The organism is Desulfovibrio sp. ZJ200, assembly GCF_011039095.1.
In the GTDB taxonomy this organism is placed as follows: Bacteria; Desulfobacterota; Desulfovibrionia; order Desulfovibrionales; family Desulfovibrionaceae; genus Desulfovibrio.
The window spans coordinates 55,629-76,449 of record NZ_JAAKEH010000006.1 but is presented as its reverse complement, the minus strand read 5'-3'; the positions used below and the strand labels follow the sequence as shown (position 1 = coordinate 76,449).

The following is a 20,821-nucleotide window of genomic DNA, read 5'->3' as shown; positions in this document are numbered from 1 at the left end:
GCTGGGAGCCTACAATATTGTCAGAACATTTTCACTTTGAAAATGCTCTGGCCGCCTCTCGCTTATTCGCGGGTATAGATCACTTCGATCTCCGGGAATTCTTCCACGGCTTCCGCTTCTGCCTGCGCCGTCCTGATCAGCGGCTCGTGGCGCATACTCTCGTCGCGCAACTTCCAGAGCTCGGCCACCAGAGGTTCCAGGGCCTGCCCTTCGCGTGCCGAAATAAAATAGATGCGGCGTCCGTCAGCTTCCGCGCGGTCCTTCAAGGCCGCAAGCCTTGCCTCGTCCGCCAGATCTGTTTTATTGATCACTTCAATTTGCCGCCGCTCGGCCAGCTCGGGATCAAAATGCCGCAATTCCTCGTTAACCAGCGTGAAACCGGCCCAGGGGTCGGCGTCGCCCACATCTTCAATGCTCAGAACATGCACCAGAAAGCGCGTCCGTTCCACATGTTTCAGAAAACGGTGCCCCAATCCCTGCCCCTGGTGCGCCCCTTCAATGAGCCCGGGAATATCGGCAATGACCATGCGGCGATCCGGATCGCTTTCATCGATCATCACCCCCAGATTGGGCGTGAGCGTGGTGAAGGGATAGTCCGCAATCTTCGGGCGCGCCGCGGAAAGCTGCGCAATCAATGTTGACTTGCCCGCATTGGGCAGGCCGATCAGTCCGGCATCCGCCAGGATTTTCAGCTCCAGGCGCAGGTTGAACTCCTCGCCGGGCTCGCCGGGTTGAGCAAAACGCGGCGCCCGCATGGTGGAGGACTTGAAATGCTCATTGCCTTTGCCGCCTCTGCCGCCGCGCGCCACGAGCACTTCAGCGTCCGGCTCGCTGAGATCCGCCAGCAGGCGTTCGCCTTCCGGCTCCTCCACAAAGACCAGGGTGCCCACAGGCAGATGCAGCACCAGATCGTCGCCTTTTTTGCCGCCGCACTGGCTGCCCTGGCCGGGTCGCCCGTTCTGCGCTTCATATTGGCGTTTCAAACGGAAATCGTAGAGCGAGAGCAGACGACTGTCGGCTTTGAGCAGCACCGAACCGCCGTCGCCGCCGTCGCCGCCGTCCGGGCCGCCGCGGGGCACGAACTTTTCCCGCCGGAAGGACACGCAGCCATGCCCGCCATTCCCGGCTTTGATCCGTATTTTTGCTTCATCCACAAATCTCATAACAGAGCCTTTGGCCCAAAGGGCAAGTACAGGTAATATATTTCGCAACCGGGACGGCGGCCCTGGCGCTGTGAAACGGGGCAGTGCCTTCCGCGCCGGGAGCCGGCGTTCCTGCCGCAAGCGGCTTGAACGCGACTTTTACAGGCGGAAGTGATTCAATTTGCCTGCAAAAACGCAAAAAGAAAAGGGGCCGCGCAACCGCGTCGGCCCCTTCCCTTTTACAAATTCCTGCGGCCGCGCTCTCAGGCGGCAGCCTCCACATGCACGCGCGTGAGCACACGGCGCTTGCGCATATATTTTTCAAAGCGCACCACGCCATCGATCTTGGCGAACAGGGTGAAATCCCTGCCCATGCCGACGCCCGCGCCGGGGTACACGGTAGTGCCCAACTGACGAACCAGAATATTGCCGGCCAGCACGCGCTGACCGCCGAAACGCTTGACGCCGCGCCGCTGCCCTGCGCTGTCGCGGCCGTTGCGCGAAGAGCCGCCTGCTTTCTTGTGAGCCATGATAGCCTCCCTGGGCGCTGATTCTTCCGTTTCCGGATTCAGCGTACTGTCTGATGGCAAAAATTTCGCGCACGCTGACGAACGAAATTTTTGCAGGATCGTTTGCGAAAAACGTCCTTCTCGGTGCTGTGGCGCTGTATGCGCTTGAGGTCTGCAGCCCTAACCCGCAGACGCCTCAGGTCGCCAACGGGGCCAGCGCCTGAAGGGCTGCCTTCGGTCGTTTTCGCTCACTCACGACGGCTGCGCCGCCGCAAAACCCTTGGGCTTTTTGTCATGCCAGAATGCAAAAATTGCCGCCGGAGCAGAGTAACATTAACTCTTATCAAAATTCCGAATCGGCATTCTGCCAAAAAACGCTGTTTTCGACAGAACCCATGCCGCCTTTGGCGACGCGCCGGACTTTCGCCCGGCGAACGATACCCTGTACCTGTATGCCTTACAGGGTACTAACTATTGATGCTTTTGACACGAATGGTGGTACAGTCCTGGCGATGCCCGCGCAACTTGCGCGAGTCATTGCGCCGCCAGCGTTTGAACACCATGATCTTGGGGCCGCGCCCCTGATCCAGCACTTCCGCGGTCACGGCGGCTCCGGCAAGATACGGCGCGCCCACTTTGCAGTCAGCGCCGCCGATCATCAGCACCTTGTCCAGGGTAATCTCGCTGCCTGCCTGGGCCGCGAGTTTTTCCACAACAACTTTGGAACCTTCCTCGACGCGGTACTGTTTGCCGCCGGTCTCGATAATCGCGTACATGCTCAACCTCCAGAAAGAGAAAGGTACATTTGCCCCATGCCCTGAAAAAAGTCAAGAGTCGCGCCGCAAAATTTTTACCATCACGCAAGGGCCCGCCGCAACCAAAGGAGCCGCGCCCAGGAGGCGGCTGCCCCGGCATGGCTCTTGGCAAAGGGCAGCGGCGCTGCTATGCAGAAAAATCATGAATGAGATCCTTACCGTGGCCGTGCAGGCCCTGGCTCACGACGGGCGCGGCGTAGGCCGCCTCGGCAATGGCGACGCGGCCTGCCCGGGCGCACTCTCCGACCCGGCTGCCGGAACCGTTGTTTTCATATCCGGCGGGTTGCCGGGGCAAATCGTGCGCGCGCAAGCCGTGCGTCGCAAGCCGCGGCTCATTGAGGCGGTTGCGCTGGATATCTTGCGCCCGGCGCCTGACGCCGTGCCGCCGCTTTGCCCGCATCAGCGGATATGCGGGGGCTGCCCGCTGCAGATCATGCCCTATGCCCGGCAACTGGACTGGAAAAGGCAACTGGCGCTGGACGCCCTGACCCGCATCGGCCGGCTGGATCGAGCCATGCTGGAGTCTGTTCTGGAAGCCGTGCATCCTTCGCCCCGGCTGCGGGAATTTCGCAACAAAATGGAATTCGCCTTCGGGTCGGATCGGGATGGGCGTCTGATCCTGGGGCTGCGCCGCCGGGGAAGCCTGGAGGCGATACCGGTGCCGGGGTGCGTGCTGCTGCCGCCGCCGGCCTGTGAAATCGTCGACGCTGTCCGCGATCTGGCCGCCCGCAGCAATTTTGCGCCCTATGTCCCCCGCGCGGAGCGCGACGAGCGCGCAGCAGGGCAGCGCGACCACGGTTTCTGGCGCTTTCTGATCCTGCGGCGCGGCCGCACGGCAGAGAATCCCGCGCCGCGCTGGTGGGCCCTGTGCGTCACCAGTCCGGGCGACAGGGCCCGGCGCGCCGCGGTGCGCGTTCTGGGCAAAAATCTGCTGGCAGCCTTTCCGGCCCTGGCCGCCTTCATTCATGAGGAACGCGGCAGCCGCGAGAACCTGGCGGCGGGCGAGCGGCGCGTGCTGACCCTGGACGATCAGGGCCGCGAGCGGCCGGAAGCGGCGCTGCTCCATCTGCCCCTGGCGGATCGCCTCTTCAGCCTGGACGCGGCCTCTTTCTTTCAGGTCAACACCGGGGCCGCACAGACCCTGGCCCGGCTGGCCCGGGACATGCTCGTCCCTCGCACCCCGCCGGGCGGCGGTCTGCTGGATCTCTACTGCGGCGTGGGCGCGCCGGGTCTTGTTCTGGCGCCGTCTTTCGAGCGCGTGCTGGGTCTGGAATGCGACGCGCGGGCCGTGGCTCTGGCCCGCAGCAACGCCGCAATCATGGGCCTTGCCCACTGTCGCTATCTGGCCGATGACGCCGCGGCTCTGGAGCATCGTGCCGGCACGGGCAGCGGCCCGATCTGCCGGACCTGGGACACGGCCCTTGTCGATCCGCCGCGAGCCGGGCTCTCGCCCAGGGCCCTGGGCAATTTGCTGCGGCTCGCCCCACGGCGGCTGCTCTATATTTCATGCAACCCCGCCACCCTGGCCCGGGACGCTGTGGGCATTTCCTCTCAGTACGGCCTGAAGCGCTTGGCCATAGTGGATTTGTTCCCGCACACCCCGCATCTGGAATGCCTGAGCCTCTGGCAACGTGCCGCGTGAGGAAGCGGCCCATGAAAAAGTGCGTGCAAGCCATATATTTCCCTGCAAAGCCGTTGACGCGCCAACGAGGCTGTGATAATTTACACTTGTTGGGGGTTCCGGGTCAGTTGGCCGGAAATGCGCGCCGCCTGACATCACGCGGGGGCGGCAATGTCTTTTAAAGATATCCTCAGGCAACAGCAAAGCGGCATGGAAGCCCTGGCCACCACGGGCGTCATCGGCCTGCATCTGGTCAGCGGCCCGCTGGTCGGCTTTGCCCTCGGGTACGGCCTGGATTACTGGCTGGGCACGGGCCCCTGGGGCAAGTTGATTTTTCTGATGATCGGGATTGCCGCGGGCTTTTTGAATGTCTACCGGGATACCCGGCATCTTTTAAAAAAAATGGCTGCCGAGGACGCCCGCCGCAAAGGCCTTGCGGCAGCGGCCGACCCGGTCGCACAGCAGACCAGCGAGACGAGCAGCGATGCGCGCCCTGAAGAGCATGATGCACGGCCTTGATGCCTGGCTTTGGCGGCGGGGCATCGGCCACCCGGTTATCCGGCCTCTGGTGCGCAACGAGATCTTGCTGACAGGTTTTTTTCTGCTGGGCGGGGGCCTTGCCTTCACGCTGACGCCCTGGTTTTTCTGGTTCGGCGTGGGCCTGGGCATTATGACCCTGACGTTCTGGGGCTTGGCGCGCTTTTTTCTGCGCGCGGGTCTGGGCGAGTACAGCGCCGCGTTTTTGCGCGTGGTCTTGTTTCACTGGGGCGGCAGGCTGCTGTTTGTGGCCGCGCTGCTCTATGTGGCCCTGATTGTCTGCAAGGCTCCGGCTTCCGCCATTCTGGGCGGCTTGACCGCGAGCGCGGCCACGGCCCTGCTGACGTTCGCCCTGGTTTCGCGCAACGCGCACGCCACGAGAAACGGGCGAACCTGAAGCGGCAGGCGCCGCGCGGCGCAGGCCCGGCCCGATGCTCAGAGGCTTTTTCGGCACTGTTCCGGCACTGCGGGCTCGCCGCGCCGGAGCGACGGGATACTGCGCCAACGATTCTCCTACCGAGCATTTTCACTGTGAAAATGCTCCGAAACGACGCTTCAGCTTGTATCCAGACAGGAGGCATGGCTCATGGCAGGTGGTTTGCCGCATCCGGTATTGCTCTCCACATTTATGGACATGGACACAGTCACCATCGGCGGACAGGTGGTGGAATTCAAGCACGTCTTCTATTCCTGGGTCTGCATGGCCATACTCTTTGTGGTGGCTTTGCTGGTGCGTCGGCGTCTGACCCTGGTGCCCGGAGGTTTGCAGAACTTTTTCGAGGCGCTCATTGACACTATTGAACGCTTCGTCTGTTCGACCATGGGCGAAGTGGGGCGCAAGTATGTGCCGTTGCTGGCAGGGATGTTCATCTACATCTTCTGTATGAACCTCATGGGCCTGATTCCCGGCTTTGACGCGCCCACGGCCAATCTGAACACCACGGTCTGCATGGCGCTTTTCGTGCTGGTCTATTATAACGCCGTAGGCCTGATCCGCTGGAAAGCGCACTATATCAACCAGTTCACCGGGCCGTCCAAATTTCTGATACCACTCATGTTTCCGCTGGAGATCGTCTCGCATCTCTCGCGGCCGGTTTCGCTTTCCCTGCGTCTTTTCGGCAATATCCGGGGCGAGGAAATCGTGATGATTCTCTTTTTCGTCATGGCGCCCCTGCTGGGCACCTTGCCCATCTACGCGCTCTTTCTTCTGGGCAAAACCATGCAGGCTTTTGTGTTCTTTATGCTGACCATGTTTTACATCAAGGGCGCTCTGGAAGGGGCCGAGCATTAATGCCTGCAGAATGGAGCCGGCCGCGCCGCAAGTTTTTGCGCGGCGTATGCCGCCCGCTCTGTCGCTTTGTGGGGAATGGTCGCACGCGACCCAACAATAAACCAGTGTAAGGAGTGCTCTCATGCGTAAATTTCTGATGGTCGCCCTGAACACCGTGGCGCTGCTGGGTCTGGCCAGCATGGCTTTTGCCGCCAACCAGCTTGATTCGGCCGCTCTGGGCTATACCTGCCTGGCCGCGGCCTTGGGCATCGGCATTGCGGCTTTCGGCTGCGGCATCGGCATGGGCCTGGGTCTCAAGGGCGCTTGCGAGGGTGTTGCCCGCAACCCCGACGTGAGCGGCAAAATCACCGGCACCATGATCCTGGCCTTCGCCTTCATTGAATCCCTGGCCATTTACGCCCTGGTCATCAGCTTTATTCTGCTCTACGCCAACCCGTACGCGTAGTTTTTCCATTGCGATAATAAAAAAGGAGGCCTCGGCCTCCTTTTTTTATCTCCGCGCCGCCGCATGCGTCGCTTCTTCCGGCAGGTCGCCTTTTCCCGCCGTGATTGGCCTCATTGCTCGCCTCGAGGGATTCACCTTTGAGATGATTTTCGAAAAAATTCGTTTTGAATTTCAGATTGTTGCCATATCATTTTCATTGAAAGCGTGAATGTCTCCCCCACGGCTCCCTCTTGCGAAAGCGTCGCTTTTCCTGTATACTGGTAAATACTTTAGTTTCACATAATTTCGCTTTTGGTCATCCGCCGAAGCGCAAGGTATCCTCATGGTCAGCCAGCCCAAAAGCAAGCACATTCCCCGCGCCACAATCCAGCGACTTGCCACCTATGTGCAGGTGCTTGAAAATTTTGCCCGCGACGAAGTGGAAGTCATTTCCTCCAATCCTCTGGCCGAAGCCTGCGGGGTCAACGGCTCGCAAGTCCGCAAAGATCTTGCCTACTTCGGCGAATTCGGCATCCGTGGCGTGGGCTATCATGTGACCTCGCTGATCGCGGCCATCACCGCTTCCCTCGGGGTGGACCGCGAATGGCGCATGGCGCTGATCGGCGTGGGCAACTTGGGCAAGGCCATTTTGAACCACGGGGAATTCCGCGCCCGCGGCTTCAATATTGTGGGCATCTTCGACTGCGATCCCTTCAAAATCGGTGAAATTGTTCACGGCCTTGAAGTGCATTGCACGAAAGATCTCAAAGGCATGGTGGCGGAACTGGGCATTGAGATCGGGATCATCACCACCCCGCCGGAACGCGCGCAACGCGCCGCCCAACATCTGATGGACGCGGGGCTGACATCGATCCTGAATTTTGCGCCTGCCCGCATTAAAGTGCCTGAACGGGTTCACGTGGAGTATGTGGATTTTTTTCACCATCTCTATGCCCTGGCTTTCAACCATACCCAAACCCGCTGAAATTCCCCTGCGGCGCGCTTTGGCAGCCTGGCCGCCTCTCGGCCCGGGCAAGGCCGGGCCGCCTTTCGCCTCCAGAGCAGACGCATCTAAATAGTAAAGCATTTTGCTAATTTCAGTAGCAAAATGCTCTATAGCTGCTTGCAAGCACGGCACGCAGGCTTATGTCGTCGGAGTCCGCAACAAGGACGAGCGCGGTCGCCTTCAGCCCAGGCTTCTTGTCTTTGCTCAAGCAGAAAATACTCCGAGAGACTGTTCCCAGCCCCGGACGGCATCAGATATGAGACGATACGCAACACCTTTGCCGCCAAACCGAATGGCCGGGGCCGTCACAGGCAGGCTCGCGCATTTTCTGGATGCCCTGGCTTTTTTGAGCCGCCTTGCGCCGCCCCGCAGTTTTACGGACGCATCCCTGATCGCGTGCGTGCCCTGGTTCGCCGCGGCGGGCCTGGTTCTGGGTTGCCTTTTTGCCTTGGCGGCCGCTCTGGCGCTGACCTTTTTCTCTTCCCTGGGCACAGGCCCCGTGGCGCACACGCTGGGCGCCCTGGCGGCGGCCTGGCTCTGGCTGGGACTGGAGCTCTGGTGCACGCGCGGCCTGCATTGGGACGGTGTGGCGGATCTGGGCGACGCCTGCGGCAGCGGCGCGCAGGGAGCGCGTTTTTGGGAAATTCTGCGCGACAGCCGCCTGGGAGCCTTTGGCGCGCTGAGCCTCTTGCTGGTTTTCAGTGGCCACTGGGTCGCTCTGGCCTGGCATCTGGCGGGCGGGCACTGGCTGGCGCTGACGCTGGCCCCGGCCTGGGGCCGGGCCTGCGCTGTGTGGCTTGCGGCGTCCGCGCCCGCTCGTGAAACTTCCTCCTTAGGCGGTCGGGCCTGCGCCGGGGCAAGTCCCGCGCTTTCACGCGCGTACACGCTCGCAGCCGCGCTGTCGATCCTTGTTCTGCTCGCGCTCGGGCTCGGCTTCTGGCAAGGTCTGGCCCTGCTGGCCGGGCAATGCTGGCTCACGCGCCGTTTGGCCCGCCTCGCGCGCGCGCACGGCGGCCTTTCCGGCGATTTTCTGGGCGCTGCCATTGAGTTGGGCCAGTTGTGGTTTTTGCTTGCCACGGTGCAGCGCGTTTAGAGCATATTGCTTTTTTAAACGCTCTAGCTGCTTTCATAAGCAAAACGCTCTCTATCTTCAGAAAGGAGGAAATATGGATTTCAAACACTATGTGGAGGCGGCCCGCACCTGCCGCCGTTTTGAGGAAGACGCGCCCTTAAGCCTGGCGGATCTCGACTGGCTGACGGATTGCGCGAGGCTTGCGCCCTCAGCCAAAAATGCCCAGGAGCTTCGCTTTATCCTGGTGGGCCCGGGCGACATCTGCCAAAGGTTATTCAGCCTGACCCGCTGGGCCGGAGCCCTCAAGGACTGGGGAGGTCCGCATCCCGGCGAGCGCCCCACCGCCTTTATCGCTATTTTGATGCCGCAGACCGGCAGGGAGCTGACCTGCTTTGACGTGGGGATTGCCGCCCAGACCATTCAATTGGCCGCCGCCGGCCGGGGCTGGGGCTGTTGCATGATCCAGTCCTTTGATCACCAGGCCGCTCCCGCTTTGCTCGGCGTGCCCCAAGGGCTGAAAATAGCCCTGGTTCTGGGCCTGGGCGTTGCCAAAGAAAAACGCGTCGTGGCCCCCATGCCCGCAGACGGATCAGTGACGTATTGGCGCGACGCCGAAGGCGTCCACCATGTGCCCAAACGCGCGCTTGAGGATCTGGTGCTGCGGCGCTTTTAGAGCGTTTTGCCAATTGCATCAGCAAAACGCTCTCAACTGCAAGGCCCTGCTGCGGCAATGAAGATGCGCCCGTTGGACGGCAAGCGCTGCGGTCGCATCTTCCTCTTGCGGCAACAGCGAGAATGCGGCAATACCCGCAAAGACGCTTTTAACGAAGCGATCTATTTTACGCTTTCGCGCATCACGTCGATCATCAGGGCATCGGGCTTTTTGGAGCAGGCGTCCAGATAGGTCTTGAGCGTCTCATTGCTCTCCAGCACCGAGCCGGGCTTGCCGCTCTTCTGGCGGTTATACCCATCCAGCCAGATCACAAAGCCGCTGCCGTCGTCCTCATTGGCGCTGTAGTCCTTGCAGGTTGTCTTGTCCGCGCGCCAGGGGCTCTCGGCGGATGCAGACTGACTTTTGCGGGCCGCCTGCCAGACGGCGACCACCTTTTCCGCGGGCTTGGCCTGGCAGGCGGCATAGACCTGCTCCAGCAGCGGCGCCATGATGGCCGGGTCGGCGATGGTTTTGCCCTGCGCTGCGGCGACATAGCCGTCGATTTGCAGGCCCTCGAAGAGGGGCGGCTGGCCTGTGGCGCTGGCAATGGCCACCAGTTCCGCGCAGATGAACGCAGAGGGATCGATTTTTTCGTCAGCCGCCTGAAGCCCGGCGGGCAGCGCCAGCATCAGACAGCAGAGAATAAGCAGTTTTTTCATGTTTTCTCCCTTGGATGGATCGTTGCGACTGTTCTTCCATTGCCCATGCAGCGCCACCTGTCAACAGGCAAACAAAAACGGCCGCCGGGAATGATCGGCGGCCGTGAAGGATGCAAAGAAACGGGGACTAGAGCATTTTGCTTTTGAAATTATTCAATTTCAAAAGCGGCGCTGCCATCATTTCGCGTCCAGGCTTCAGCCGTTGCGACGAAGGAAGCTACGGATGAAGACAGCAACTGGTTACCGCGACAGCCAGCCAACGCAACCGCTGTCGCTATCCGTAAGCAAGCAAAGCTTGCTAACGGCTACCGCAACGCGGTCTGGACGCTCATTCGGCGCGGGCGCCAGCTAACGCTGTCGCCAGAGCGTTTAGCTAATTTCATTAGCAAAACGCTCTATAACTCCGGCGGCAGTTCCTGCAATTCCTTCCAGGTAAATACCGGCCCGTCCACACAGACGTAACGGCCGCCGATATTGCAGCGTCCGCAGATGCCGATGCCGCATTTCATGCGCTTTTCCAGGGTGGTGACGATGTTTTCCGGCGCGAAGTGCAGTTTTTCCAGGGCCTGCACCGTAAACTTGATCATGATCGGCGGCCCGCAGAGCACGGCCACGCAGTTGGCCGGGTCGGGGTTCAGCTCCAGCAGCACGTTGGGGATCAGACCCACCTTGTGCTCCCAGCCCTCAAAGGGCGCGTCAATACACAATGTGCAGTCCAGGTCGGGCCGCCGCAGCCAGTCGTCCAGCTCATAGCTGAAGGCCATGTCCCTGGGCGTGCGCGCGCCGTACAGCAGGCTGATTTTGCCGTAATCGGCCTTGCGCTCCAGCAGATGCAGCATGATCGTGCGGATAGGAGCCATGCCGATGCCGCCGCCCACAAAAAAGACATCCTTGCCCTTCCAGCTCTCATAGGGGAAGTAATTGCCCAGGGGGGCGCGCACGCCCACCTTGTCGCCGGGCGAGAGGCGATGAATGGCCGCGGTCACTTCCCCGGCCTGCATGACCGAGAATTGCAGATAATCCTTTTGCGAGGGCGGGGAGTTGATCACAAACGTGGATTCGCCCGCGCCGAACACCGAGAGCTGCCCCACCTGGCCCGGCTCGTAGCTGAAGGATCGCATGGCTTCGGCATCGTCCAGGACCACGCGCAGGGTCTTGATGTTGCCCGTCTCCTGAATCACTTCCGCCACAGTGGCGGGCATGGGTTTGTAGGGATTGCCCTGCGGCCTGGGCCGGGGAGAGATCTCCCGCCGCATGCCCTTGCCCGTGACCGGGGCACGGGTGGCGGCCTGGGCTGCGGGCGCGGCCTCGCCTGCGGCTGCGGGAGCCGGCCCGGCGGCAGCGGACGGCGTTTCCACGGTGGCCGGGACCGCGCTTTCCTTGAGGGCCAGCTCGCCTTCCTCCCGGATCACGGGGGAATGGACTTCGCGCGTTGCCAGTTCCGCATCCGGCCGCAGCGCGGGCTGTGTCCCGCGGGCCGGAGCCGGAACCCGGGCGGCCTGCTTTTGGGACGCAGCGCCCGTGGCCGCCGGTTTGGAAACAGGCTTGGAAGCGGACTTGGAAGCGGCTTTGGTTTTGCCGGAGGTTTTCTTGGTTGCCATGCGTTTTGCTCCTACTCGGCGGTGGCCTGGCTGGCGTTGAGCGCGGCAAGCACTATGGCGCGGATGTCCAGACAGACGGGGCAGTTGCTGATGCAGCGGCCGCAACCGCTGCAGGAGAAAGCTCCCCAGTTTTCAGGATAGGTGGAGAACTTGTGCGACACGCGGTTGCGCATGCGAAAGGCCTTGAGCGCGCGCGGGTTGTGCCCGCTGGCCTCGCGGGTGAACAGGGAGGACATGCAGTTGTCCCAACTGCGCAGGCGGCGGCCGCCCTTTTCGCTCAGGCCCTCGCCCTCGTCCGTGATGCTGAAGCAATAGCAGGTGGGGCAGAAGTAGGTGCAGGCCCCGCAGGACAGGCAGCGATCGGTCTGCTCCTGCCAGAACTCCGCATTACTGAAGAGGGCGGCCAGTTTTTGCGGCGCGTCCTTGATGTTGGGCGCGGGTTCCAGACTGGCCCAGGCCGCCTTGCGCGCTTCTTCGGCCTGGGGGAAGCGCTCCGCGCCGTCCGGCAGATCTGTGGCGGCCAGCAGTTCCTCGCCTCCGGGCGTCACAGCCTGAAGCACATAGCCGCCTTCCACCTCGGTCATGAGCACGTCCGAGCCCTCAAGCGAGGTGGGGCCGCCGCCGACCCAGTGGCAGAAACAGGTGTTGCAGCCCGAGGCGCAGGTCAGCGTAAACACCGTGAGCTGATCACGGCGCGCCTTGTAGTAAGGATCGGCAAAGGGGCCTTCCAGATAGGGCCGATCCAGCACGGCAAAGCCGCGCGCGTCGCAGGGCCGGCAGGCAAAGACCACCGTGGGCTGCGCCCTGATGCCGTCCTCCAGGCTGATGCTCACGCGTTCCGGATTTTCCGGGTCCTTGCTTTTTTTGTAGGTCAGCAGGGTTTCGCACTGGGGCAGCACAGCCGCCTTGGGCGGCACGGTGGCCTTTTCCAGCGTGAAGGGCTGGCCCTGCTTCCAGGCCTCGAAAACCACCGAGCGCTTGTTGGCCGGTTTTTCCACGGGCACGAGCACGCGGCGGCCGTTTTGCGAGAGGAAGGCCAGAAGGCCGGGCAGGCCGTCGGATGTGACAAAGCGGGTGATGCTCATTTCCAGTCCCTCTCATGGATGTTCTTTTCTTCCAGCTCGTAGCCGAGCAGCGGCGGCACGGCGGCCGGGTCAAGACCGGCCTTGTAGTCGTCAAAGAGCTGCCCCACGGCCCGGGCGATCTGCTGGCGCAGGGCCAGAATGGGGATGCCCACCGGGCAGGCGCGCTGGCATTCGCCGCAGCCCGTGCAGCGCCCGGCCAGATGCAGGGCATGCACAGTCTGGAAAAAGAGTTTTTCGCGCGTGCTGTCATCCTGGCTCATCCAGTGCGGATCGCGGCTTTCGGCCACACAGAAGTCGCGGCACACGCACATGGGGCAGGCGTTGCGGCAGGCGTAGCAGCGCAGGCAGCGCTCCATCTGGCCGCGCCAGAAGGCCATGCGCTCTTCCAGGCTCATGGAATCGAGCAGGGCCAGCTCCGGCGGGGTGACCGCGCCGGGCGCCACCCTGACCGGCTCGCCGATGCGCGTGTCAGCCACAGTGGCCAGGGGCATGGCGCAGCCGTAGCATTTGCCCTGCGCGAAATCGGTCATGCAGAAACGATGTTCCTTGCCGTCGGCCGTGACGGTCACGCCGGCCTCGTCATAAGCCACATTGTCGATCCTGCTGTAGCGGCCCAGCTCCTGATTGACCCGGGCCATATCCAGCGTGCCTTCGCAGGGCAGGGCGAAAATGGTCACGTCCTCGCGCCGGATCAGATTCTCCTGCAAGAGTTCCACAACGGAGCGCGAATCGCAGCCCTTGACCACGATGCCCACTTTCCTGCCCTTGAACGAGGGCAGGTAAACGGCCGGGTTGTTCACGTTAAAGGGGCCCCAGACCAGCTTGTCCACGTCTTCAGGGGTCCGCATGAACAAGGGCACGGTATGCGCGCCGTCATAGCCCTGCTGCCAGCCGATCACGCAGTCAAGTTCCGGCAGTCTGGCCTTGATGGCTTCCTTGAGCCGGTCCAGGGCGACGTGCTGGCCCGTGCCCAGGGGGCGCAGGGAGGTCAGGGCCATGTCCGCGATTTTCAGCAGGGGTTCGGAATCTTCCAGGCGGGGCGCGGGGCCCAGCTTGTGGATGCGATCCGTGAAGACCGTGACCACCTGCTGCCAGCGCTGGCCTTCGGAAGCCGACACCCAGGTGTACTCGAAGCGCTGGTCGTCAATGCCCAGCACGGGCAGAAACTGCTTGAGCACTTCCAGACGGCGGCGGGCATAGAAGTTGCCGGCCGCGTAGTGGCAGTCGCGCGGATGGCAGCCGGAAACCAGCACGCCGTCCGCGCCGTTGAGCAGGGCCTTGACGATGAAGAGCGGGTCGATGCGGCCCGAGCAGGGCACGCGGATGATCCTGAGATCCGTGGGCTGCCCGGCGCGGGCCACGCCCGCGGTGTCCGCGCCGCCGTAGGAGCACCAGTTGCAGAGAAAACCCACAATCCGCAGTTCTTTGCCGTTCAGCACTGGCATAGCGCGTTCACCTCCGCAAGAATCTGGTTGTCGGTGGAATGCGAAAGCTGGATGGCGCCCTGCGGACAGGTGGACGTGCACAGCCCGCAGCCCTGGCAGACGGTCTCAATGACCTGAGCCTTCTGCTCGCCGCGGATCTCCACTTCCTTGATGGCTCCGAAGGGGCAGCAGCGGATGCACTTGCCGCAGTCCACGCAGCGGCGGATGTCCACCTGGGCGATCTGCGGATCGCTCTCCAGCTTGTCGCGGGCGAAAAGCGCCAGCACTTTGGCCGCGGCGGCCGAGCCCTGGGCCACGGAGGCCGGGATGTCCTTGGCCCCCTGACAGACGCCCGCCAGAAAGACCCCGGCGGTATTGGTCTCCACGGGTTTGAGCTTCACATGGCTTTCCATGAAAAAGCCGTACTGGTCATACGAAATGCGCAGTTTCTCGGCCAGTTGCGGCGAGCCCTCGCTGGCCTCAATGCCCACGGCCAGGACCACCAGGTCGGCCTTGATCTCCACTGGCTCGCCCAGCAGGGTATCCACGCCCATGACCACATACTGGCCGTTGCCGTCGGGATAAATCTGCGAAACGCGGCCCCGGATGTATTCCGTGCCGTATTCCTCCATGGCCCGGCGGGTGAATTCGTCGTACATCTTGCCCGGCGCGCGGATGTCCATGTAAAAGACATAGGACTGGGAATTGGGAATGTGATCCTTGGTCAGCACGGCCTGCTTGGCCGTGTACATGCAGCAGAAGCCCGAGCAGTAGGGGCGGCCGATGGATTTGTCACGCGAGCCCACGCACTGGATGAAGACCACCTTCTGCGGCTCGCGACCGTCCGAGGGCCGCAGGATGTGCCCGCCCGTGGGGCCCGAGGCGGAAAGCAGGCGCTCGTACTGCAGGGAGGTGATCACGTCCGGGTAGCGACCGCCGCCGTACTCCTGGTAAATGGTCCAGTCCATGAGATCATAGCCCGTGGCCGCCACAATGGAACCCACTTCCTCGGTGACGACCTCGTCCTGCATGTCGTATCGGATGGCCCCGGTAGGGCAGACCTTGGCGCAGACCCCGCACTTGCCCTTGACCAACTGGCGGCAGTGCGCGGCGTTGATCACCGCCTTCTTGGGAATGGCCTGAGGGAAGGCGATGGTGATGGCCGTGGTCAGGCCCGTGAATTCGTTGAAGGCGTCGGGGGTTTTTTTGCTCGGGCATTTTTCGGTGCAGGCCCCGCAGCCCGTGCACTTGCTCCAGTCCACATAGGTGGCCTTTTTGCGGATCTTGACCGTGAAATTGCCCACATAGCCGGAAATATCCTCCACTTCCGAATAGGCGTAGAGCGTGATGTTGGGGTGCTGGGCCACGTCCACCATCTTGGGCCCCAAAATGCAGGCCGAGCAGTCCACCGTGGGAAAGGTCTTGTCCAGCTTGGCCATTTTGCCGCCAATGGTGGCCTCGCGCTCCACCAGAATCACGGGCACGCCGCCGTCGGCGCAGTCCAGGGCGGCCTGAATGCCGGCCACGCCGCCGCCGATGATCAGCACCTTTCTGGTCACGTCAAAGGATTTGGCCTGCAGCGGCTTGTTGTTGCGCAGCTTGGCCACGGCCATTTCCACCAGTTCGGCGGCCTTGTTGGTATTGGCTTCCTTGTCCTTGCCGATCCAGGAGACATGCTCGCGGATATTGGCCATTTCAAACATATAGCGGTTCAGGCCCGCCCGCTCCACGGTGCGGCGGAAGGTGGGCTCGTGCATGCGCGGGGTGCAGGAGGCCACGACCACGCCGTCCAGCCTGTGCTCGTGGATGGCGGCCTCAATGGCGGCCTGGCCCGGCTCGGCGCAGGTGTACATGGGATCGTCGGCATAGACCACGTCCGGCAGGCCGCGGGCCATTTCAGCCACTTTGGCGCAGTCCACCGTGCCGCCGATATTGCTGCCGCAATGGCAGATAAAAACGCCTATTCTCATGATCTGCCTCCTTCAGCGGCTGCGGCCCGATCCGGCTGTTCAGCCGCTTTGGCTGCGGCCGTTTTCGCTTCCCGCGCCGCGGCCTCGCGCGCCTCGGCCTGCCGCAGGCCGTCCAGCTTGTTGATCAGGCCGTCGGCGCTCACGCGGAGTTTTTCCAGACCGAGGTGCTCGGGCGCAAAGCCGAAGGCCAGGCCCATCATCTGCGTGAAGTAGAGCACGGGCATGCGGAAAAAAGCATCCACCGCCCTGGAGGCCTGGGTCTGCCGCAAATCCAGATTCATCTGGCAGAGCGGGCAGGCCACCACCACGGCGTCCACGCCCAGGCGCGTGGCCAGCTCCAGGATGCGACCGGAATTGCGCGCGGTCATGGGCCGCTCGGGAATGCCGTAGGAGGCCCCGCAACAGGCGGTCTTGAGCGGAAAATCGACCATTTCCGCGCCGCAGGCGGTCAGCAGGCTTTCCATGAGCGTGGGATTTTCAGGATCGCCGAAATCCATGATTTCCGGCGGGCGGCTCATCAGGCAGCCGTAATACGCGGCCAGCCGGAGGCCCTTGAGGCTTTTGCGCACGCGCGCGGCAATGGCGGCCGCGTCGCAGTTTGCGGCAATGCCCTGCATCACCGAGGTGACCGGCGGAAAATGCGCGGCCGCGGGATTGTCCAGCAGCGCATCCACGCGCGCGCGGAATGCGGCGTCTTCCATGCGTTTGGAAGCGTGGCGCAGATTGGAAAGGCAGCTCGGGCAGGGCGTGAGCAAAATTTCCGCCTCCTGCCGCGCCGCAATGTCCAGATTGCGGGCGCAGAGCGCCGCGGAAAGCTCGGTGTCCACGGCATGGGCCGGGGTGGAGCCGCAGCAGTTCCAGCCCGGGATTTCCTCCAGGCGCATACCCAGGGCAGCGCACACGGCCTGGGTGGATTTTTCGTAATCCGCCGAGGAGCCCTTGGCCGAACAGCCGGGATAATAGGCGAACTTCATGGCCGCACCCCCTCATGCCTGGCGCGTTCCTTGTAGCGTTTGAAAATGCGGGCCACGGCCGCGGCGCCGCCGTCAGGGATGGCGTGGGGCTTGAAGCCCAGCTTTTTCTTTTTCAGGGCCTCGGGCGCAAGATCCAGATCCGTGAACAGGCGCATGGAACGCATCATGTACAGGGCCATGGTCCCGATCTCATAGGTCCTGCCGAAAGCGCGCACCGTATCCAGAAAAGAAAACCAGAACTTTTCCACCTTGGGCACGGCAACCCGGCCTTCCTTGCGGGCCATGTGCCGCAGCGTCTCCATGACGGCCGCCACGTCGATATTGTTGGGGCAGCGCAGGGAACAGGTGGAGCAGGACAGGCACATCCAGATGGCGCGCGAGTTGAGCACCTCGTCTTTCAGACCGAGCTGCACGCCGCGCATGATCTGATTGACCTGCCGGTCATAGGCGAAACCGGCGGGACAGCCTGCCGTGCAATTGCCGCACTGGTAGCAGGTGGACACGTTTTGGCCGCTTTGCGCCTCCACTTCCGCCGTAAAGGCGGCGTCGCGCATCCGGCTCAGGTTGATGGCGTCGTTCATGGCAACTCTCTGGTTAGAGGCTGAAGATGTGGACGGATGAAAGCCAAGATTTTTTTGTCTACAGGAAGATACAGTAAAAATCTAGCTACCGGCCGGAGAAAGTCAACTAGAGCATTTTGCTTTTGAAATTATTCAATTTCAAAAGCGGCGCTGCCATCATTTCGCCTGAAAAACGTGGTTTTCAGGCTCATTCGGCGCGGGCGTCCGCTCCCGCGGCCGCCAGAGCGGTTGCCGTTTTCAACAGCAAACCGCTCTATGGTCACACGCTCCCGGCTTTCTGCATGGTTAGCGCCAGATCGCACGCCGCGCGCAGGCCCAAAAGATAACTTTGCACCCCAAAGCCCGCAATGCTGCCCGCGCAGACCGCGGAAAGCACGGACGCCTGCCGGAAGGCCTCGCGGGCGTGCACATTGGACATATGCACTTCCACCACCGGCGTGGGAGGCTTTTTGTCCCGGAGCATGGCCAGAGCGTCGGCAATGGCGTAGCTGTAGTGGGTCCAGGCTCCGGCATTGATCACCACGCCCCGGATGTCCTCATCCAAAGCCCGGTGAATGCGCTCCACCATTGCGCCTTCATGGTTGGTCTGAAAAAAGCTCAGCCTTGCGCCCAGCTCTGCGGCCAGGGCCTCAAGGCGCGCGTTGATTTCCTTGAGATCGGCAGTGCCGTAGTGCACGGGATCGCGTCTGCCGAACATGTTCAGGTTGACGCCGTGCAGGATCAGAATATGGGGCATGGACTGCTCACGGGTAAGAAGTTGGGAGGAATCCGCGCACTGTATGCCGGTAAATGCGCCGCGCGCGTCAGCATGCCGCCTCTTTGCCCAGAGCCGCTTCCAGGGCCTGCCGTGCCGCCAGGGGCAGGCGCTGGCCGGTCCAGAGCCGGAACTGGGCGTCAGCCTGGCCGAAAAACATTTCCAGGCCGGAGACGCACTGCCAGCCGGCCCGGCGGGCCTGACGCAAAAAGCGGGTTTCCAGCGGGTTATAAACAATGTCATAGGCCAGACCCCGCGGCGGCGCTGAGGGCACAGCCGCATCCCGACCGCCACCGCAGGAAGTCCCGCCCGCCCTGTCTGTCGCATCCGCGACAGTGCCGGGCGCGCTGGCGGAAAAATCATAGGGGCTTTCCGTCTCGTGCTTGCCGCGCATGCCCAGGGGCGTGGCATTGACAATGAGCTGCGCGGGCGCCTCATGGCGATCCTTCCAGGCCAGAGGCGTGAACGAAAAACGCTCGGCCAGGGGCAGATGAGAGCGATCCGAGGGCGTGGCCACCCAGACCCGGCGCGTTCCGGCGGCGGCCAGCCCGGCCGCGGCCGCATGGGCCGCGCCGCCCGCGCCCAACAGCAGCACAGTCATGCCTGCCAGCGGCAGGCCTGCCAACGGAGCCAGAAAACCGGCCACATCCGTATTTTCCCCGCACAAACGCCCGTCCCGCCAATAGACGGTATTGGCGGCTCCGGCCAGGCGCGCCTGCTCGCTGACCTCATCCAGCAGAGGCATGAGGGCCATTTTGTGCGGAATGGTCACAGAGCAGCCCTGAATATCCAGCAGCCGCATGCTGTCGATGAACGCGGCCAGGCGTTGGGGCGCGATTTCCCAGCGCAGATAAACGGCCGGGATGCCCAGGGCCTGAAAGCCGGTGTTGTGCAGCAGCGGCGAAAGACTCTGGCCCAGGGGCCAGCCGATCACGCCGTACAGAGCTGCGGGCAGGAATGGGGCGGATAACGACTGGGACATACGCTCCCCGGCAGGGTTGAGCAACGCGCCGTGAGACGGCGCGCAAAAAGGCTGCGCCGGACGGGCCTGCCGGGGCCGCGCCTGCGCGTGTGGGATGTTGCTGTGGCGTAGTTCCCCCAGCATAGCGTATTGCGCATGGGCAGGCAAGGCTGGGCGCGCCTCATCCAGGGGAGGGGCATTTCCTTCCTGATTTTGCTGAGATCTTCTTTGCCGCCCCTTTCAGTTAGAGCATTTTCACTTTGAAATTGCTCTGGCGGCCGCGGGAGCGGACGCCCGCGCCGAATGAGCGTCCAGACCGCGTTGCGGTAGCCGTTAGCAAGCTTTGCTTGCTTACGGATAGCGACAGCGGTTGCGTTGACTGGCTGCCGCAGTAACCAGTTGCTGTCTTCATCCGTAGCTTCCTTCGTCGCAACGGCTGAAGCCTGGACGCGAAATGATGGCAGCGCCGCTTTTGAAATTGAATAATTTCAAAAGCAAAATGCTCTAATAAGGAAACGACCGCCGGGGGCAACCGGCGGTCGTTGAGAGGGAGGATGTTCCGATGGTTAGAGGGTTCTGTTCAAAGGAGGAGGTTTTCAGGGGGGGGACCGTGCCGCTCCCGATGGGGGGCTGAGAGCGGCACGGAAATTTTTTTTGTCCGTATATGTCGACCGCCCGTCGGCGGATTGCTAAGTTGATAGGCCGGGTAACGGTTGATTAGTTATTATCCATCATTCCTTGGCCGTAACCCATGCCATAGCCCATGCGGTGTCCATAGCCCATTCCGCATCCGTACCCCATGCCGTGGTGGTACCCGGGGCCGTAGTTACCGGAGTTGGCTCCGGCGGGCCTGCCCACTTCTTTTTCGATTCGCTGGGCCATTTCATCGTGCAGGTCGCCCAATTGCTTGTTGAGTTTCGTCAACTCGGTGGCGGTTTCGCGCACAGTCTTCACATCAGGGTTGGTGGCGTTCCGCAGGGCGCGAAGTTCCTGCCGCTTCACAAAAATCTGATCTTGAATGGGCTCCATGCGCCTGGCGTAGTCTTGCACAATCTTCGTATATTTTTCCTGCTGTTCGGACGTCAGGCCGGAGTTGCCGTTCCATCCATAGCCGGGGCCGTATCCGCCGGGGCAGCCGTAGCAGCCGTAGCCGGAATCAGTAAAGTGGGGCCGGGCCATGCTGTCCGTGGCTGTCAGTACGCCTCCGGCAAGAGCGGCGGCCAGCAACGCGGTCAGAATGAAACGAGGGCTTTTCATGCGTACTCTCCTTGGTGTCCAAACAGTCAGTGTATTTTCTGTCTTCCTCTGACGCCGGTGCATTCCGTGCGTCTTGCCTCTCGTAAAGCAAGGCGCGTGCCAAAACCTGCGCTAACGTGTAACCTATTACTATTCAATGATGTTTATGTTTTTGCCAATAAAGTGGGCCGCAACAGGCAGCGTATGGTTTTTATACAGTCAGACAAACACATCTGTATAAAATTTGTACAAGTGGATACATTTCGCACAGGTCCGGTTGCGCCTCCTGCAACGGCCTTTGCCGTGAGGGATCTTCCCTTGCGCTGCGAGGCGCGCGCACGCTTTTTCCCGACTCGTGATCGGGCAGAAAAAGCCTGGCCGCAACGTGCCGTGTTGTCAACCTGCGGGGCTGGGGAACATTCTTCCTTGCGCCATATCCCGGCAGGC

The 20,821-nt window shown here is 62.2% G+C and carries 21 protein-coding genes; 8 read left to right on the top strand and 13 right to left on the bottom strand.

All coding sequences use genetic code 11. From position 1 onward, the window contains the following. Positions 1-62: 62 nt before the first annotated feature. The 3 genes from obgE to rplU form a co-directional block, all read right to left on the bottom strand. Positions 63-1,163, bottom strand: coding sequence for a GTPase ObgE (gene obgE / locus G7Y52_RS03285; protein WP_165065998.1), 1,101 nt, complete (start codon positions 1,161-1,163; stop codon positions 63-65). Between the two features lie 242 nt (positions 1,164-1,405). Further along, positions 1,406-1,672, bottom strand: a complete 267-nt coding sequence (gene rpmA, locus G7Y52_RS03280; protein WP_165065995.1) for a 50S ribosomal protein L27 — start codon at positions 1,670-1,672, stop codon at positions 1,406-1,408. 446 nt (positions 1,673-2,118) lie between these two features. Further along, a complete protein-coding gene (gene rplU / locus G7Y52_RS03275; RefSeq protein WP_165065992.1) occupies positions 2,119-2,427 on the bottom strand; it encodes a 50S ribosomal protein L21 in 309 nt (102 codons plus the stop codon). A 181-nt stretch (positions 2,428-2,608) separates the two neighbouring features. Here rplU and rlmD point away from each other — a divergent pair, with 181 nt between their 5' ends. The 8 genes from rlmD (at position 2,609) to G7Y52_RS03235 (ending at position 9,090) form a co-directional block, all read left to right on the top strand. After that, positions 2,609-4,108 (top strand): 23S rRNA (uracil(1939)-C(5))-methyltransferase RlmD, encoded by a 1,500-nt coding sequence (gene rlmD / locus G7Y52_RS03270; protein WP_165065989.1) that lies wholly within the window; start codon positions 2,609-2,611, stop codon positions 4,106-4,108. 150 nt (positions 4,109-4,258) lie between these two features. Then, the gene (locus tag G7Y52_RS03265) at positions 4,259-4,606 is read left to right on the top strand and encodes an AtpZ/AtpI family protein (protein WP_165065986.1); all 348 of its coding nucleotides are present in this window, start codon (positions 4,259-4,261) and stop codon (positions 4,604-4,606) included. Beyond that, a complete protein-coding gene (locus G7Y52_RS03260; protein ID WP_165065983.1) occupies positions 4,572-5,021 on the top strand; it encodes a hypothetical protein in 450 nt (149 codons plus the stop codon). The genes G7Y52_RS03265 and G7Y52_RS03260 overlap by 35 nt, the downstream gene beginning before the upstream one ends. A gap of 189 nt (positions 5,022-5,210) precedes the next feature. Beyond that, on the top strand, positions 5,211-5,915 hold the full coding sequence (gene atpB, locus G7Y52_RS03255; protein ID WP_165065980.1) for a F0F1 ATP synthase subunit A: 705 nt from the start codon (positions 5,211-5,213) through the stop codon (positions 5,913-5,915). 121 nt (positions 5,916-6,036) lie between these two features. Beyond that, positions 6,037-6,360, top strand: a complete 324-nt coding sequence (gene atpE, locus G7Y52_RS03250; RefSeq protein ID WP_165065977.1) for an ATP synthase F0 subunit C — start codon at positions 6,037-6,039, stop codon at positions 6,358-6,360. A 322-nt stretch (positions 6,361-6,682) separates the two neighbouring features. Then, entirely contained in the window at positions 6,683-7,324 is a 642-nt protein-coding gene (locus G7Y52_RS03245; protein ID WP_165065974.1) for a redox-sensing transcriptional repressor Rex, read from the top strand. Positions 7,325-7,622: 298 nt separating this feature from the next. Further along, a complete protein-coding gene (locus tag G7Y52_RS03240) occupies positions 7,623-8,438 on the top strand; it encodes an adenosylcobinamide-GDP ribazoletransferase (RefSeq protein WP_241159574.1) in 816 nt (271 codons plus the stop codon). Between the two features lie 73 nt (positions 8,439-8,511). Next, entirely contained in the window at positions 8,512-9,090 is a 579-nt protein-coding gene (locus G7Y52_RS03235; RefSeq protein WP_165065971.1) for a nitroreductase family protein, read from the top strand. Between the two features lie 161 nt (positions 9,091-9,251). On the opposite strand, the gene G7Y52_RS03230 is transcribed toward G7Y52_RS03235, so the two are convergent. From G7Y52_RS03230 to G7Y52_RS03185, 10 genes are all read right to left on the bottom strand, one after another. After that, positions 9,252-9,788 carry an HdeA/HdeB family chaperone gene (locus G7Y52_RS03230; RefSeq protein WP_165065968.1) on the bottom strand — a complete coding sequence of 179 codons (537 nt, stop codon included), beginning with the start codon at positions 9,786-9,788 and terminating at the stop codon, positions 9,252-9,254. A gap of 395 nt (positions 9,789-10,183) precedes the next feature. Continuing rightward, the gene (locus G7Y52_RS03225) at positions 10,184-11,044 is read right to left on the bottom strand and encodes an FAD/NAD(P)-binding protein (RefSeq protein ID WP_165066077.1); all 861 of its coding nucleotides are present in this window, start codon (positions 11,042-11,044) and stop codon (positions 10,184-10,186) included. Between the two features lie 356 nt (positions 11,045-11,400). Further along, positions 11,401-12,474, bottom strand: a complete 1,074-nt coding sequence (locus tag G7Y52_RS03220; protein WP_165065965.1) for a 4Fe-4S dicluster domain-containing protein — start codon at positions 12,472-12,474, stop codon at positions 11,401-11,403. Beyond that, positions 12,471-13,919 (bottom strand): hydrogenase iron-sulfur subunit, encoded by a 1,449-nt coding sequence (locus G7Y52_RS03215; RefSeq protein ID WP_165065962.1) that lies wholly within the window; start codon positions 13,917-13,919, stop codon positions 12,471-12,473. Before G7Y52_RS03215 ends, G7Y52_RS03220 begins: the two co-directional genes overlap by 4 nt. Beyond that, positions 13,907-15,868, bottom strand: coding sequence for a CoB--CoM heterodisulfide reductase iron-sulfur subunit A family protein (locus G7Y52_RS03210; protein WP_165065959.1), 1,962 nt, complete (start codon positions 15,866-15,868; stop codon positions 13,907-13,909). The genes G7Y52_RS03215 and G7Y52_RS03210 overlap by 13 nt, the downstream gene beginning before the upstream one ends. Then, positions 15,865-16,842, bottom strand: a complete 978-nt coding sequence (locus tag G7Y52_RS03205) for a CoB--CoM heterodisulfide reductase iron-sulfur subunit B family protein (protein ID WP_165065956.1) — start codon at positions 16,840-16,842, stop codon at positions 15,865-15,867. The genes G7Y52_RS03210 and G7Y52_RS03205 overlap by 4 nt, the downstream gene beginning before the upstream one ends. Continuing rightward, positions 16,839-17,423, bottom strand: coding sequence for a 4Fe-4S dicluster domain-containing protein (locus tag G7Y52_RS03200; RefSeq protein ID WP_165065953.1), 585 nt, complete (start codon positions 17,421-17,423; stop codon positions 16,839-16,841). Before G7Y52_RS03200 ends, G7Y52_RS03205 begins: the two co-directional genes overlap by 4 nt. Positions 17,424-17,682: 259 nt before the next feature. After that, positions 17,683-18,159, bottom strand: a complete 477-nt coding sequence (aroQ, locus tag G7Y52_RS03195; protein ID WP_165065950.1) for a type II 3-dehydroquinate dehydratase — start codon at positions 18,157-18,159, stop codon at positions 17,683-17,685. 67 nt (positions 18,160-18,226) lie between these two features. Further along, positions 18,227-19,159, bottom strand: coding sequence for a shikimate dehydrogenase (locus tag G7Y52_RS03190; protein WP_165065947.1), 933 nt, complete (start codon positions 19,157-19,159; stop codon positions 18,227-18,229). A 696-nt stretch (positions 19,160-19,855) separates the two neighbouring features. After that, the gene (locus G7Y52_RS03185; protein WP_165065944.1) at positions 19,856-20,395 is read right to left on the bottom strand and encodes a periplasmic heavy metal sensor; all 540 of its coding nucleotides are present in this window, start codon (positions 20,393-20,395) and stop codon (positions 19,856-19,858) included. Positions 20,396-20,821: the final 426 nt, after the last annotated feature.